This is a genomic window from Gracilibacillus sp. JCM 18966, from assembly GCF_055392695.1.
Window position 1 is genome coordinate 3,591,719 of the sequence record NZ_AP043883.1, and the last position, 13,946, is coordinate 3,605,664.

16 protein-coding genes are annotated in these 13,946 nt (G+C 35.4%); 6 read left to right on the forward strand and 10 right to left on the reverse strand.

The window, feature by feature from the left end; all coding sequences use genetic code 11:
- Nucleotides 1-8 precede the first annotated feature (8 nt).
- Nucleotides 9-527, reverse strand: coding sequence for a PspA/IM30 family protein (locus tag ACZ5N5_RS17505; protein ID WP_277678687.1), 519 nt, complete (start codon nucleotides 525-527; stop codon nucleotides 9-11).
- 332 nt (nucleotides 528-859) lie between these two features.
- Between ACZ5N5_RS17505 and ACZ5N5_RS17510 the strand changes: the two genes are divergently transcribed.
- Genes ACZ5N5_RS17510 through rnjA form a run of 3 tightly spaced genes read left to right on the forward strand, consistent with a single transcriptional unit; the run spans nucleotide 860 to nucleotide 2,908 of the window.
- The gene (locus tag ACZ5N5_RS17510) at nucleotides 860-997 is read left to right on the forward strand and encodes a hypothetical protein (RefSeq protein WP_181397514.1); all 138 of its coding nucleotides are present in this window, start codon (nucleotides 860-862) and stop codon (nucleotides 995-997) included.
- 31 nt (nucleotides 998-1,028) lie between these two features.
- The gene (locus ACZ5N5_RS17515) at nucleotides 1,029-1,238 is read left to right on the forward strand and encodes a DNA-dependent RNA polymerase subunit epsilon (protein WP_054788632.1); all 210 of its coding nucleotides are present in this window, start codon (nucleotides 1,029-1,031) and stop codon (nucleotides 1,236-1,238) included.
- A 2-nt stretch (nucleotides 1,239-1,240) separates the two neighbouring features.
- Nucleotides 1,241-2,908 (forward strand): ribonuclease J1, encoded by a 1,668-nt coding sequence (gene rnjA / locus ACZ5N5_RS17520; RefSeq protein WP_277678686.1) that lies wholly within the window; start codon nucleotides 1,241-1,243, stop codon nucleotides 2,906-2,908.
- A gap of 111 nt (nucleotides 2,909-3,019) precedes the next feature.
- Here rnjA and ACZ5N5_RS17525 read toward each other — a convergent pair whose 3' ends face one another.
- From ACZ5N5_RS17525 to cbpB, 8 genes are all read right to left on the reverse strand, one after another.
- The gene (locus ACZ5N5_RS17525) at nucleotides 3,020-3,691 is read right to left on the reverse strand and encodes a potassium channel family protein (RefSeq protein WP_277678685.1); all 672 of its coding nucleotides are present in this window, start codon (nucleotides 3,689-3,691) and stop codon (nucleotides 3,020-3,022) included.
- Between the two features lie 159 nt (nucleotides 3,692-3,850).
- Nucleotides 3,851-5,662 (reverse strand): ABC transporter ATP-binding protein, encoded by a 1,812-nt coding sequence (locus ACZ5N5_RS17530; RefSeq protein WP_277678698.1) that lies wholly within the window; start codon nucleotides 5,660-5,662, stop codon nucleotides 3,851-3,853.
- Between the two features lie 44 nt (nucleotides 5,663-5,706).
- The gene (locus tag ACZ5N5_RS17535) at nucleotides 5,707-7,455 is read right to left on the reverse strand and encodes an ABC transporter ATP-binding protein (RefSeq protein ID WP_109984529.1); all 1,749 of its coding nucleotides are present in this window, start codon (nucleotides 7,453-7,455) and stop codon (nucleotides 5,707-5,709) included.
- Between the two features lie 177 nt (nucleotides 7,456-7,632).
- Nucleotides 7,633-8,082 carry a TlpA family protein disulfide reductase gene (locus tag ACZ5N5_RS17540; protein ID WP_054788631.1) on the reverse strand — a complete coding sequence of 150 codons (450 nt, stop codon included), beginning with the start codon at nucleotides 8,080-8,082 and terminating at the stop codon, nucleotides 7,633-7,635.
- 142 nt (nucleotides 8,083-8,224) lie between these two features.
- Nucleotides 8,225-8,767, reverse strand: a complete 543-nt coding sequence (locus ACZ5N5_RS17545) for a peroxiredoxin (protein WP_054788630.1) — start codon at nucleotides 8,765-8,767, stop codon at nucleotides 8,225-8,227.
- 133 nt (nucleotides 8,768-8,900) lie between these two features.
- Nucleotides 8,901-10,016, reverse strand: coding sequence for an N-acetyldiaminopimelate deacetylase (locus ACZ5N5_RS17550; protein ID WP_277678684.1), 1,116 nt, complete (start codon nucleotides 10,014-10,016; stop codon nucleotides 8,901-8,903).
- A gap of 79 nt (nucleotides 10,017-10,095) precedes the next feature.
- A complete protein-coding gene (gene dapD / locus ACZ5N5_RS17555) occupies nucleotides 10,096-10,815 on the reverse strand; it encodes a 2,3,4,5-tetrahydropyridine-2,6-dicarboxylate N-acetyltransferase (RefSeq protein WP_181397516.1) in 720 nt (239 codons plus the stop codon).
- A 72-nt stretch (nucleotides 10,816-10,887) separates the two neighbouring features.
- Nucleotides 10,888-11,322, reverse strand: a complete 435-nt coding sequence (cbpB, locus tag ACZ5N5_RS17560; RefSeq protein ID WP_054788629.1) for a cyclic-di-AMP-binding protein CbpB — start codon at nucleotides 11,320-11,322, stop codon at nucleotides 10,888-10,890.
- A gap of 161 nt (nucleotides 11,323-11,483) precedes the next feature.
- On the opposite strand from cbpB, the gene ACZ5N5_RS17565 reads away from it, so the two are divergent.
- From ACZ5N5_RS17565 to ACZ5N5_RS17575, 3 genes are all read left to right on the forward strand, one after another.
- Entirely contained in the window at nucleotides 11,484-12,338 is an 855-nt protein-coding gene (locus ACZ5N5_RS17565) for a metallophosphoesterase (protein ID WP_054859584.1), read from the forward strand.
- 1 nt (nucleotide 12,339) lies between these two features.
- On the forward strand, nucleotides 12,340-12,912 hold the full coding sequence (locus ACZ5N5_RS17570; RefSeq protein WP_245902314.1) for an SCO family protein: 573 nt from the start codon (nucleotides 12,340-12,342) through the stop codon (nucleotides 12,910-12,912).
- 61 nt (nucleotides 12,913-12,973) lie between these two features.
- The gene (locus ACZ5N5_RS17575; protein WP_054859702.1) at nucleotides 12,974-13,414 is read left to right on the forward strand and encodes a YkyB family protein; all 441 of its coding nucleotides are present in this window, start codon (nucleotides 12,974-12,976) and stop codon (nucleotides 13,412-13,414) included.
- A gap of 138 nt (nucleotides 13,415-13,552) precedes the next feature.
- Here the strand turns inward: ACZ5N5_RS17575 and ACZ5N5_RS17580 are convergent, their stop codons facing one another.
- A complete protein-coding gene (locus tag ACZ5N5_RS17580; protein ID WP_054859586.1) occupies nucleotides 13,553-13,870 on the reverse strand; it encodes a hypothetical protein in 318 nt (105 codons plus the stop codon).
- Nucleotides 13,871-13,946 lie beyond the last annotated feature (76 nt).

Below are 13,946 nucleotides of genomic sequence, written 5' to 3' on the forward strand. Positions count from 1 at the left end.
CATCCCCTCTAATAATTTGTATCCTTTCGTAATTCAAGCAGTGCTTCTGCTTCTGCTAGCTCTCTTCTCACTTGGTTTTCATAACTTTGCATTTCATTAGATAAATCAGCTATTTTTTTCTTTGTCTGTGCTTCCATATTCATTGTCTTTAAGTATTGCATACTTTCACTCTGGCGATATTGAAGTCCCTGGAAAGCTTTTAATAAGTTATCATGCTTTTGCTGTAATTCTGTTCGCTCTATCAGCAGGTGGTCAAGTTTGCTTTTGGCAGTCTCTTTTTGCATACGGAAGGAAGCCTCCATCGAAGCATCTGTTGCCTTTTGTTCATAGCGAGTAAATTTAGCAATGTCTTTCTCAAGCTCCAATACTTGTTGTTCTGTTCTGCCTAACTGGACTTGAGCAGTCTCTACTTTGGCTTTTAGCTCACGTATTAATTGATCCATATCTTTTTGAACCTCGATCATCTTATTCTTATCGGAATGGATATTACTTTTTAAAATAGTGCCAATTCTTTTAAAAATCCCCATACCTCTTTCACCTCTCTGCAGTACTATCTCTAGTATATACGAAAAAGATAGAAATTTGTTTCATTTTTCAGAAATTCCTGACAGCTGCTTTTAGCATAATTCTTCCAAAAGTTTTGCATAGTTATTTTTTTGTTTGTAAATGCTAATAATGACCACTATGCAACGCCACTTATTACACCCTATTTTGAACCATATCACAAAATTATTTTTAGAGATTTTAGCTTTTTTGTTTCAAAATAACTGAAATCATACTATACTAATAAGTAATAGGGATTGGATCGGTTCATTGAGTACTTGCTTTTCTTTTCTAATCAATTAGGAAGGAGTTGGAAGTGACTATGCTTAAACGTTTGAAGGAAAAACTAAAAAAACGATGGCGAGATGTCTTGAGAAGACGTGTACCAACTACAATGCAACGTTCTAAATTTGATACAAAGCTTAAACGAACTATGGATTCGAAAGAAAAATAATACAAGTATGTAAAGTTGAAGGAGAGATAAAATGGTATATAAAGTACTATATCAAGAGAACGCAAGTGAAATACCCGTACGCGAGAATACGAAAAGTATATACGTACGTGCAAACAATGAACGTGAAGTACGTACGTTAATAAAAGAAAGAAATTACAACATCGAATTTATCCAATTATTAGATGATGAACACCTTGCATATGAACAACAATCAGAATTCTTCCAGTTGGAGAATGCCTAAAAATGAAGTTTGTTAAGAATGATCAAACTGCAGTTTTTGCACTTGGTGGTCTTGGTGAAATTGGTAAAAACACGTATGGTGTGCAATTTCAAGATGAAATCATTCTCATTGATGCAGGGATTAAATTTCCTGAAGACGAGTTATTAGGGATTGATTATGTCATACCGGATTACACATATCTTGTGCAAAACCAAGATAAGATTAAAGGGCTGTTTATTACACATGGTCATGAAGATCATATTGGTGGCATCCCCTATCTACTAAGAGAAATTAATGTTCCTATTTATGCAGGGAAATTAGCAATTGGATTAATTAAGAACAAATTGGATGAACACGGATTACTCAGAAGGGCTAAATTACACACCTTTCAAGAAGAAGACATTATCAAATTTAGAAAAACAGCTGTATCATTTTTTAGAACAACACACAGCATTCCAGATTCCTATGGCATTGTAGTAAAAACACCTCCTGGAAATATTGTTCATACGGGAGACTTTAAGTTTGACTTTACTCCTGTTGGAGAACCAGCTAACTTAACAAAGATGGCTGAAATCGGGAAAGAAGGCGTACTATGTCTCTTGTCGGATAGTACGAACAGTGAGGTACCAGATTTTACACTATCAGAAAGAGTAGTCGGGGATAGTATAAATGATATCTTCTCAAGAATTGATGGCAGATTAATATTTGCAACCTTTGCCTCTAACATTCATCGTTTACAACAAATGGTAGAAGCTGCTGTCAAGAATAACCGAAAAGTCGCCGTTTTTGGTAGAAGTATGGAAGGGGCCATAAAAATCGGACAAGAATTAGGATATATCCGTGCCCCTAAAAATACATTTATTGATGCAAATCAAATTAATCAACTACCAGCAAATGAAGTAGCCATTCTTTGTACTGGTTCACAAGGCGAGCCAATGGCAGCATTATCAAGGATTGCAAATGGTACCCATCGTCAAATACAAATTATACCTGGTGACACTGTTGTATTTTCTTCCTCACCAATCCCTGGGAATACACTTAGTGTCAGCAAAATTATTAATCAGCTTTACCGAGCTGGAGCAGAAGTCATCCACGGTAAATTGAATGATATTCACACATCTGGACATGGTGGCCAACAAGAGCAAAAGCTTATGCTGCGCTTAATTCAACCTAAGTACTTTTTACCAATTCACGGTGAGTATCGTATGCTTAAAGAACACACGAGATTAGCTGAAAGCTGTGGAATCTCTATAAAAAATAGCTTCATCATGGATAATGGTGAGGTCTTAGCACTCGGAAAAGACTCTGCTGGTATTGCTGGTAAAATTCCATCAGGATCTGTTTATGTAGATGGTAGTGGTATTGGAGATATCGGTAATATTGTATTACGAGATCGACGAATTTTATCAGAAGAGGGACTCGTTATCGTAGTTGTTAGTATCAATATGAAGGATTTCAAGATCGCATCAGGTCCTGACATTATATCTCGTGGGTTTGTTTACATGCGAGAGTCAGAGGATCTCATAAATGAAGCTCAAAAAATTGTCTCTAAGCATTTAAATAAAGTAATGGAGCGTAAAACAACGCAATGGTCTGAGATCAAGAATGAAATAACAGACACTATCGCACCATTTCTATATGACAAAACAAAACGTCGTCCGATGATATTACCTATTATAATGGAAGTATAAACAGGGACTTCCATCAGGAGTGATTCTTAGATCGCCTCTGGAATAAAGCAAAGGCACCTTGGGTATAAAATCCCAAGGTGCCTTTCTATTAGTTTCCAGCTAAAAGAACGATCATTCATCAAGGACTAATTGTTTTTCAAATCTAGAAATATCCTTGTCTGCTCCAATTACGATGAGAACATCATCCTGATCTATTATTTGGTCCGCCATTGGAGAAACATTAATTTGTTTATCATTTGCTTGTTTAATGGCAACAACGTTACAACCAAACTGTGCACGTATATCTAACTCTATCAAGGTTTTTCCATGCATTCTACTTCCTGCCTTTACTTCCACAATACTGTGATCATCAGACAATTCGAGATGGTCTAAAATATTGGTTGAAATAATATTATGAGCAATTCTTCTTCCCATATCTCGTTCAGGATGGACAACATGGTCTGCCCCTATTTTATTCAATACTTTCTCGTGATAATCATTTTGAGCTTTTACGGTTATTTTTTTTATCCCTAATTCTTTTAACATCAATGTAGTCAAAATACTTGCTTGAATATTCTCGCCAATAGCAACAATAACATGCTCAAAATTTCTAATTCCTAATTCTTTTAACGTATTTTCATCTGTAGTATCCGCGATAACAGCATGAGTAACAATATTTTTATATTCATTAATTTTTTCTTCATGGATATCTATTGCTAATACATCCATACCTTCTTCACTTAATTCACGGCAGATACTTCCACCAAATCGACCTAACCCGATCACTGCAAACTCTCTCTTCATGACAAATCCTCCAAAAAAATCTTTATATCCGTTATTTTAGCATACCATGTAACTCTATTGCATTTTTTTATTAGACATTCTAATAGATAAACTCGCATTCGCTCTTTCTTTCTAAGTCGCAAAAAAGGCAAGCCCATCATGTAGCTCACCTTTTTTGAATTATAATGCATCAAGCATATCAAATTGTGATTTGACTAATTCGTAATATTCCCCTTTGCTTTGCATTAATTGTTCATGATTTCCTTGCTCTAGAATTCTTCCTTGTTCTAAAACAATAATATTGTCAGCTTCTCTAATAGTAGATAACCTATGGGCAATCATAATGGCAGTTCGCCCTTCCAGCAATTTTTTAAGTGCAAGTTGAATTTTGACCTCGGTTTCTGTGTCAATACTCGCTGTTGCTTCGTCTAAGATTAATATTCTCGGGTTAGCTAGCAGTGCTCGAGCGAAGGAAAGCAGCTGTCTCTCTCCAGCAGATAGAATATTCCCTCTTTCTTCTACCTCTGTCTCATAGCCATGAGATAAGCGCTTGATGAAGTCATTAGCTCCAACTACTTTTGCAGCTTCTTTAACCTCTTCGTCCGTCGCTTCAGGTCTTCCAAAGCGAATATTCTCCATGATTGTACCAGAAAAAATGAACGTATCCTGGAGTACGACGGAGATATTTTCGCGTAGGCTAGTTAAATTCATATCTCTCAGATCGTTGCCATCTATTTTCACTGATCCTTTTGTCGGATCATAAAAACGACTGATGAGATTGGCAATAGTGGATTTACCCGAACCTGTATGGCCCACAAGTGCAACTGTTTGGCCTTGCTTCATCTCAAGTGAAATTTCATGTAAAGCTATGCGATCCTGATCATATGAAAATTGAACTTTATCAAATACAATGTTTCCTTTCATATTTTCAAATTTCTTCGCATGTTTCTTTTCCATTACGTTTGGTTGTTCGTCCAAGAATTCAAAAATACGTTCTGAGGACGCCATTGCTACTAAAAGCTGGTTATAGATCTGGCCAAGTCTAGAAATCGGCTCCCAAAACATACCTAGATAAAAAGCAAAGGAAACGAACGTACCAACGACAATATCACCTGTGATGATGAGATGCGCACCATAGGAAATTAATATTACCGTACCTATTGCATTACTCAATTCTACAAAGGGACCAAAGTAAGCACTTTTTTTCATCGCTATTCGTTCATTTTCATAATTATCCGTGTTTACTCCATTAAAAAATTCAGTATTTTCCTTTTCTTGTGAAAAAGATTGTGTTATTCGAATGCCCTGCATGCTCTCATTTAAATGGGAGTTTAACCTCGATTTTTGGATACGAACAGACTGCCAAGCACGACGAATCGTCCTTCTTAGTTTTGTTGAAATAAGAAACATAATTGGTAGAATGACGAGAACTGCCAGTGCTAGTTTCGGACTTAACACAAACAGTATAACAATAATTCCTGATAACATGATAATATCCATTAATAAGTTAATTATCCCGTTCGTAAACAATTCCTGTAAGGAGTTAACATCATTTAGAATTCTAACTAAGATGGATCCTGCCGAACGTTTATCAAAAAAATTATGAGATAGCCGTTGAACGTGTGAAAATAAACTTTTCCGCAGATCATATATCACTCTTTGACCAAGGATATTCACTAACTTTATGCGAAACATATTGGCAATATAACTTATTAAATAGAGAATCGATATCCCAATAATTAAATAAGTAAGTAAGCTAACATTCTCATCCTTTATCGCCATATCTATTACTACCTTACCAATCAAAATCGGAACAATTAAACGAACAATCGTGGAAAGTAGCATCGCAAGGATCGCACTAGGTAGTAAATTTTTCACATATGGCTTCAAATAATGTAATAATCGAAGCATTTGCTTCCAATTAAAAGGTTTCTCAACGGCCTGGTCTAATGGATAATAGAATCTTTTTAAATGTGGACTATCCTTTTTCATTTCTTTTGCAGTCAATGACTTTGCCAAATTTTCTCCCTCCCTTTCTATAATGACTCCATTACAATATCCTTATCTTTGTATTGAATATCATAAATTCTGCGGTAAGAGCCATTCTGCTGGATTAACTGATGATGAGTTCCTCGCTCCACTATTTCTCCTTCATCTAAGACGAGAATTTCGTCTGCATGTTTTAGAGAAGAAATTCTGTGGGCAATAATAAAGGTCGTTCTATCTTTCATTACTTCTTTTAATGCTTTTTGTATTTGAAATTCAGTTTCCATATCTACTGCTGATGTTGCATCATCTAACACTAGAATGCTCGGATCAATTAAAATAGCACGTGCTATCGCAATTCGTTGCTTCTGTCCACCAGATAGACCCATACCTCTTTCTCCTAGCATGGTGTCATATCCATTAGGCATTTCCATGATAAAATCATGTGCTTGTGCTCGCTTAGCTGCTGCGATAATTTCTTCCATGGATGCATCAGGATTCCCATAAGCGATATTGGCTTTAATCGTTGTAGAAAATAAGAATGACTCTTGGAGTACAAAACCAATGTTCTTTCTTAACCATTTTAAAGGATAGCTACTTGTAGGTTTTCCATCTATAGTAACTTCTCCTTGGTCTGGTTCATAAAATCTAGTCATTAATTGAGTAATACTCGTTTTCCCTGCACCTGTTGGTCCTATTAGACCAATTACCTTTCCAGGTGGTGCATCAAAAGAAACATTTTTTAATGCGGCATCATCATCTTCAATATAAGTTAATGAGACATTCTTAAAGGTAACATGTCCTTTAAGTTCTTTTGGCTGAACAGGATCCTTTTCATCCATAATATCTTCTTTTGCTTCTAAAATTTCCAGTAGCCTCTCCCCAGATGCTTTCGCTTGTGAAAACATATTCACAACAAACCCTAATTGCATAAGTGGTCCGAGTATATAAGTTACTAAACTAAAGAAGGCGACAAGCTCCCCTAATGCTAATTGATTATTAATCACTAAGTAACCACCATAAACTAGTAAGGCTACCATACTAACATTTCCAATAAACTCCATTAGCGGAAAGTACCTCGCCCAAATATTAGATGTATGAATATTTACTTCACGATAGTTGGTGTTATTTGTTGTAAACCGATCAATTTCAAAATCTTCCTTTGAAAGTGATTTAACAGTATTCATTCCACTAACATTTTCTTGAATTCTAGTATTTAACCTACCTAATGATTTTCTAATGCTACGAAAAGCGGGATGTACCTTTCGATCAAAACGAAATACTACGACCGCCAAAAATGGCATTGCCGCCATAGTAACAACGGCTAATGGAACCGAATAATAAAACATGACACTTAAACTAATGACAATTAACAATAGAACACGAATAAGTTCTTTAAAACCTGCTGCAAGGAAAAAGCGAAAGCCTTCTACATCCATTGTTAAACGTGACATCAAGTCCCCTGTTCTCGCATTATCATAGTAAGTAAACGAAAGCCTTTGCAATTTTTTGTACAATTCATCCCTTAACACATAAACTGATTTAATGCCAAACAAATCACCTAAATACTGTTGAAAAAAGTTTGCAAAACCCTTCAATATCATCAATCCAATAAAAGCAACGGAAAGATATGGAATCAATTGATATTCAGCCGGTGTGACGACATCATCAATTGTTATTTGAAGGATAATTGGGTATACAACAGTGATAGCGGTTACGATTAATACAAAGATGACTGACAAGAAGAAGTATGACTTAAAAGGCCAATAGAATTGCTTCAATTTTTTAAATGTTTCCATTTTAGATTTGCACCCCCTATTTTTTTACGTAAATATAAATATAACGGTATCCGAAATAAATTTCCACCTTTTCGACTTAATTTCTAATAATTTTTTTTTGCTGGTTTGTCTAGCATGGGATGACAAGGTCACGTATGCAAGAAAAATAAAAAAATGCCCTCAGAGGAGGACATTTTTTTATTTTTCTGTTATTCCCAATACTCTGTTAACTCGTTTGCGAAGCATTTTCATACCGCCACCGCCAGCTTGGAAATGTCGTAAATTTCCCTCAGCATCAAATACATAATATGCTGGCACATATTGGTTTTCAAATGCATCCGTCAATGTATGTTTATTATCAACGAAGATTGGTTGCGTAATATCGTGTTCACTTGCTACTTCTTTAATTTGATCAATGTCTAAATCCTTTTCAGATCTTGGCATATGCACCGCAATGACGTTAAGCTCATCTTTATATTCATCACGGAATTCATTTACGTTTGGCATTGCTTCTTTACATAAGCCACAGCTTACCGACCAGAAATGGATTAAAGTAGGCTTATTTCCAATTAAGTCCTCTCGTGTCACCTCACCATTTAACCATTCTGTCGCGCCATTTAATTCTGGCATTGGAGCTCTTAATTTCATCCTAAAAATCCTCCTAGGTTTATCTTTTTGGCAAAATACTACTTAGTTTTTTGCACGATGTCCAAAAGTCAAAGCAATAATTATATATGTCTATCTAAACATAGACAAAGGTCTAACAATGGTTAGACCTTTTGGTTAGACATTATAATGTTTCTTGACCAGGCTTCCAGTTAGCTGGGCAAAGTCCACCAGTTTGCAGTGCTTGTAGAACTCGTAATGTTTCATCTACATCACGACCGATATTATTATGATTAACAACTTGGTATTGAAGTTCACCCTCAGGACTAATAATGAAAAGACCTCTTAATGCTACACCTTCGTCTTCAATTAATACACCGTATTCCTTTGAAATTTGGTGATTTGTATCTGCTGCTAGTGGATAATTTAGATCTCCTAAACCATTATCCTCTCTTGCAGTCTTAATCCAAGCTAAGTGTGTATGTATTGTATCAGTAGAAACACCGATTACCTCTGCATCTAAATCTTCAAATTCATCATAACGATCAGACAAAGCGGTTATTTCCGTTGGACATACAAAAGTAAAATCCATTGGATAAAAGAATAACACTGTCCACTTGTCATTTTTCATATTCTCTTCTAATGATACTTTCCCAAACTCTTTGTTAGCAAGAACTGCCTCCATTTCGAAACGAGGTGCTTGCTTTCCTACCATACGTTCAGCCATTTAAATTATCCCTCCGTACATTTTTCTTATATCTCTACGAATAAAATTATAATTTAACTGGATGAACTAGTCAACTAATCTACTAGTTACAATGAAAAGGAACAATAAACGAATGGTGAGAGATAAATCGCTTTTAAAGACTTCTAATCATTTCTACCACTGAATTTACCCCTACTTCTATTGCTCCTTCCTTTGGATTGAGCATACTATGATGCAATCCATATGCCGAGTCCACGCCTAACCAAAACATAAATCCCGGGTATTCCTTCAGAAAATATCCGAAATCCTCACCAGTCATAGCTGGATTTGCATCAATGTAAGAATAGCCTAGGGATGTTACGACATTTGAAAACTGCTTGACATACCGGTCTGTATTTTCAACCTGATAATAATTTGCCCCATAATCAACATCTATTTTGCAGTCAGCACTTATCTCAAATCCTTTTATGAACTGCTCAAGCTGATTTTTTATTTGATTCATTGTTTCAGGCTTTAAAGTTCTTATTGTTCCCTCTAAACGAGCAGTTTCTGCAATAATATTTTGAACAGAACCTGCTGTCATCTTCCCAATGGTTATCACTCCACTATCTAGAGGATCGACCCTTCGTGAGATAATTTGCTGTAGCTGTGTAACAAAAGCACTTGCTGTTACAATCATGTCTTTTGTTAGATGTGGGTATGCAGCATGTCCACCTTTACCTGTGAAATCTAAATACAACTCACTAGTATTGGCGAATAGAATTCCAGATCTACACGAGATCGTTCCTACTGGAAGCTCTGGAGCAATATGAAGAGCGAAAATCATGTCTAATTGCCATTTATCGAGCAGTTTTGAGGCAAGGATAGGTTCTGCCCCACCAGGACCTTCCTCAGCTGGTTGAAAAACAATTAGAACATTTTCTTCGATTGGATTATGCGCTAATCGATCTAAAACTCCTAATGCAATTGTCATATGCAAATCATGGCCACATGCATGCATATTACTTGGGTGGATAGACGTATAAGGTAAACCAGTTTGTTCTTGGATTGGTAGCCCATCCATATCAGCTCGATATCCAATCGTTCTGGAAGGATTTTTTCCTTTTACTAGAACAAAAATCCCTGTTTTCCATTGTTCAATTTCTAAATTCGATTGATCCATATTTTTAATCACATTTAATAGATATTCTTGTGTTTTAAATTCTTGAAAACCTAACTCAGGAATTTGATGAAGATCTTTTCTAACCTGGAGTAATTGATCCGTATTCATCTATATCCCCCTTTCACTACCATAATGACATTCTCTAATAAAAAGGCTGTAACTCATATCTGAGACAGCCTTTTTATCCTTACTCGTCTAATTTTCTTAAAGCTTCCATAATTTCTGTTTTAGATTTCGTTTGATCATCGATTTCTTTTAATACTTTGGCAGGAACACCCGCAACTACTGTATTCGGTGGAACGTCCTTTGTCACAATTGCACCTGCAGCAACAACCGCTCCTGCTCCTACACGCACTCCTTCTAAAACTACGGCATTTGCTCCAATTACAACACCGTCTTCAATGATGACAGGTTGCGCTGAAGGGGGTTCTATAACTCCAGCAAGGACTGCACCTGCACCAATATGGCAATTCTTTCCTACAGTTGCTCTTCCACCAAGACAGGCATTCATATCGATCATAGTTCCTTCACCAACAACAGATCCAATATTGATCATAGCACCGAACATAATGACCGCACCATCACCAATTTCGACCTGTTCTCGAATAATCGCACCTGGTTCAATTCTTGCATTAATATCTTTCATATCTAATAACGGAATAGCTGAATTTCTACGGTCATTTTCAATGACATAATCCGTGATATCATTCTTATATGTATCTAATAATTCTTGAACTTCCTTCCACTCACCGAATACTACACCATTTTGATCATTTAGAAAGGTTTTCACATCGCCTGTAGCTTCAATTTTATTTAAGTTTTCTCCTTTCACATATACTTTAACTGGTGTTGATTTTTTACTATTTGAAATAAATGAGATTATTTCATTTGCATCCATCATTTTCATAAATCCGACTCCTTCATAAAATTTTACTTACACAATTTATCAAAAATCTGAATAAATGTCCAAGGTTGTTATCTAAAGATACATGGATTTATTGACTTCTTTTAAAATAGCTCGACGTGTAATGATGCCAACGAAATACCCACCCTCGTCCACCACACAAGCGAAAGCATGATCAATGACAACCTTTAAACAGGTTAAAAAATCGGTATCTTTTGTTATGGTCGGTTGGTCCTTACGCATAACATCCTCTACCTTTTTCTCTGATAGTATTTCCATCTCAAAACGTTCTATCCCCATTACACTTTTTAAGATAGGTGTTTTTCCAATTGTTCCACGATATTTATAATCAATATCTAATACCGGAACAGAAGAGTATCCTGATTCTACTAAAACCAATAAAGCGTGTTCGATAGGGTTTCCTATTTGTACATGTGCTACCTTTTCAGCTGGTATCATGAAATCACGGACCGTTAAATCTTCAAGATTGCGCTTTATTACACTAGACATGTTGACACTCCTTTTGTAATTGGTGAAGGAGTTTGAAATAATCACCTCGTTTATTTTATCATAAATTTAAAAATTATGTGTACTTTATCGTTCCGTGCAGATAATCGCACTATATCATGTTATAATAGAGGCCAATATCGTGAGAGAAAGGTTATCTTATAATGAAGCGTCGTACTTTTATAAAAAGATTACTCGCAGGTATCGTATCAATCTTCGGTTTGGGTGGAGGAACCTATTATTATGCCCGCGAGATGGAACCAAAAATGTTAGAAGTTCATCGTATAGCAATAGAATCTAGTAAAATCCCAAACAATTTTGATTCTTTAAAAATACTACAATTTTCAGATACACATATCGGATTTCATTATACAGTGGAGCAATTACAAAAATTAGTACAGAAAATAAATGCATTAAATCCTGATATTATTACCTTTACTGGTGATCTAGTGGACAATCCACAAACCTATAAATGGAATAACGATATACCAAATATATTAAATCAATTATCCGCTAGACACGGAAAGTTCTGGGTTTATGGTAACCATGATCATGGAGGCTATGGTACAGATATTGTGAAACAAACGTTTGATCAAGCAGATTTTCAATTGTTATTAAATAATAACCATATCATCGAAAGAAATGGTGAAAAAATCATGATTGCAGGTTTAGATGATTTAATATTTGGTAAACCAGATTTAGATAAAACCTTACAAACATCATCTAATCCAGATTTCACTATACTATTGGCACACGAACCAGACATTGCTGATAGAGTAAAGGACTATCCGGTTGATGTCCAAATTTCGGGACATAGCCATGGTGGACAAGTACAACTACCATTTTTCGGCTATATTTATACCCCTTATTTAGCTGAGAAATATGTAGAAGGGAGTTATCAAATTGGTGTAAAGCCACTTCAATTATTTGTCAGTCGAGGGATCGGAACAACCAGATTGCCTTATCGATTTTTTTGCAAGCCAGAAATAACATTATATGAACTTAGAAAGGTTGAATAAAGTGAATAAAAATTACCGTTTATTATTATTGCTTATATCACTCGTCACATTATTAACAGCTTGTGGGAATAAATATGAAGGAGATTTTTCGTTTGAAATAGAGGATTTCACCTACACAAATCAAGATGGGGAAGAATTTTCGAAAAGTGATTTAGAAGGAGAATTTTGGGTAGCGAGTATGATCTTTACGAATTGTAATACAGTCTGTCCACCAATGACTTCTAATATGGTAAGATTACAAGGAATGCTAGCAGATGCTAATATAGATGCACAGCTTGTATCATTCTCTGTTGATCCTGAGGTAGACACACCGGAATTGTTGAAGCAATATGCAGCAGAAAGAGGTGCAAGCTTCGACAATTGGAACCTCTTAACAGGCTATACTTATGAGGAAATTAAAGAGTTTGTTAAAAAATCTTTTAAAGCCCCACTAGAAAAACTAGAGGACGATCAATATATGCATACAACTAGATTTTACATTGTTACACCAGAAGGAAATGCAATAAAAGCATATGACGGTTCCAAGGCTGCGAATATGGAAAAAATAGTTGAAGATATCCAAGCAATGAATTAAAGTATTGGTAGAAGCACATTGTGCTTCTACTTTTTACTTGATGAAAGGAAGTGAACTAATGATGACAAATCATACTGAGCAGATAGGACAAGCCCTCTTCGTTGTTAATCGTCATGCGAAAACTGCGATCGATCCTTCCTTCTTATATCAACTGAAAAAGGAAACAATGAATAAGCTTTTAAAGGAACAAAAAGCCGTAAAAGTAGGCTTACATTTTTCGAATAACCCAAAAAATAGTAAACAACATTCCGTCATGCTTATAAAAGTTGGGGATTACTACTTTCACTTGCCTCCTTCCAAGGAGGATATGAAACAACTTGAACATTTAGGTAAACTAGATGAATCCTATCGTAATCCAAGACCGAATCTTTCTTTAAATAAAGCTAAAAATATTTTAGCACATTATATAAACAGGAAAATTCCTAAAAATAAGGTTAAACCTACCTCTGCATTCCATCGTTCTCCTATATCCAACCATTCACGTTTCTTTCATAAGAAATAATAGGAAGGTAATTGGTCAGCAGAAACTCATCTTTTCCAGCATAGTAAGCCCTACTCCTAGGTGTGTATGAGTTAATGATGCTATCTTTTTGTTGACCTTGTCACTAAAGAAATTGGCACAACGTAAGAATTCCTATATTTAGTCTTTTTTAAGTAAAGCCACACTTCTGCGAATTGCTATATAGATGGAGAAAGCAACAATTGTATATATCAAGTACTCCTTTTCTATCATAACTGGAAGTCTTTGCAAGATGAAGACACTTAGAATAATCGCAATAAAAAAGGAAAGGAACAATTCCCATTCTAGCGCGATTAATAATCGTATAATAGGTTTGATAACTAGATAGATAATGAGAATAAATAAAAATACAGTTAAGAAAATGAATAATTCCTTTCTCATTGTTAAAAAAATAAAATCACTTATACGAACAAATTGATTCCAAATAGTTTCCCACATTTTTTCTCTCCTCTTTCATTTATGATAAAATATCAGACAATACTATTCGCATTATTTCCAAATTATTATTTTTATA

Coding starts and splice junctions, on each gene's coding strand:
- ACZ5N5_RS17515 (WP_054788632.1), top strand. CDS start 1,029: ATGGTATATAAAGTACTATATCAAGAGAACGCAAGTGAAATACCCGTA.
- ACZ5N5_RS17525 (WP_277678685.1), bottom strand. CDS start 3,691: ATGAAGAGAGAGTTTGCAGTGATCGGGTTAGGTCGATTTGGTGGAAGT.
- ACZ5N5_RS17550 (WP_277678684.1), bottom strand. CDS start 10,016: ATGAATACGGATCAATTACTCCAGGTTAGAAAAGATCTTCATCAAATT.
- ACZ5N5_RS17575 (WP_054859702.1), top strand. CDS start 12,974: ATGACAAATCATACTGAGCAGATAGGACAAGCCCTCTTCGTTGTTAAT.
- cbpB (WP_054788629.1), bottom strand. CDS start 11,322: ATGTCTAGTGTAATAAAGCGCAATCTTGAAGATTTAACGGTCCGTGAT.
- ACZ5N5_RS17535 (WP_109984529.1), bottom strand. CDS start 7,455: ATGGAAACATTTAAAAAATTGAAGCAATTCTATTGGCCTTTTAAGTCA.
- ACZ5N5_RS17545 (WP_054788630.1), bottom strand. CDS start 8,767: ATGGCTGAACGTATGGTAGGAAAGCAAGCACCTCGTTTCGAAATGGAG.
- dapD (WP_181397516.1), bottom strand. CDS start 10,815: ATGAAAATGATGGATGCAAATGAAATAATCTCATTTATTTCAAATAGT.
- ACZ5N5_RS17530 (WP_277678698.1), bottom strand. CDS start 5,662: ATGAAAAAGGATAGTCCACATTTAAAAAGATTCTATTATCCATTAGAC.
- ACZ5N5_RS17565 (WP_054859584.1), top strand. CDS start 11,484: ATGAAGCGTCGTACTTTTATAAAAAGATTACTCGCAGGTATCGTATCA.
- ACZ5N5_RS17580 (WP_054859586.1), bottom strand. CDS start 13,870: ATGTGGGAAACTATTTGGAATCAATTTGTTCGTATAAGTGATTTTATT.
- ACZ5N5_RS17505 (WP_277678687.1), bottom strand. CDS start 527: ATGGGGATTTTTAAAAGAATTGGCACTATTTTAAAAAGTAATATCCAT.
- ACZ5N5_RS17540 (WP_054788631.1), bottom strand. CDS start 8,082: ATGAAATTAAGAGCTCCAATGCCAGAATTAAATGGCGCGACAGAATGG.
- rnjA (WP_277678686.1), top strand. CDS start 1,241: ATGAAGTTTGTTAAGAATGATCAAACTGCAGTTTTTGCACTTGGTGGT.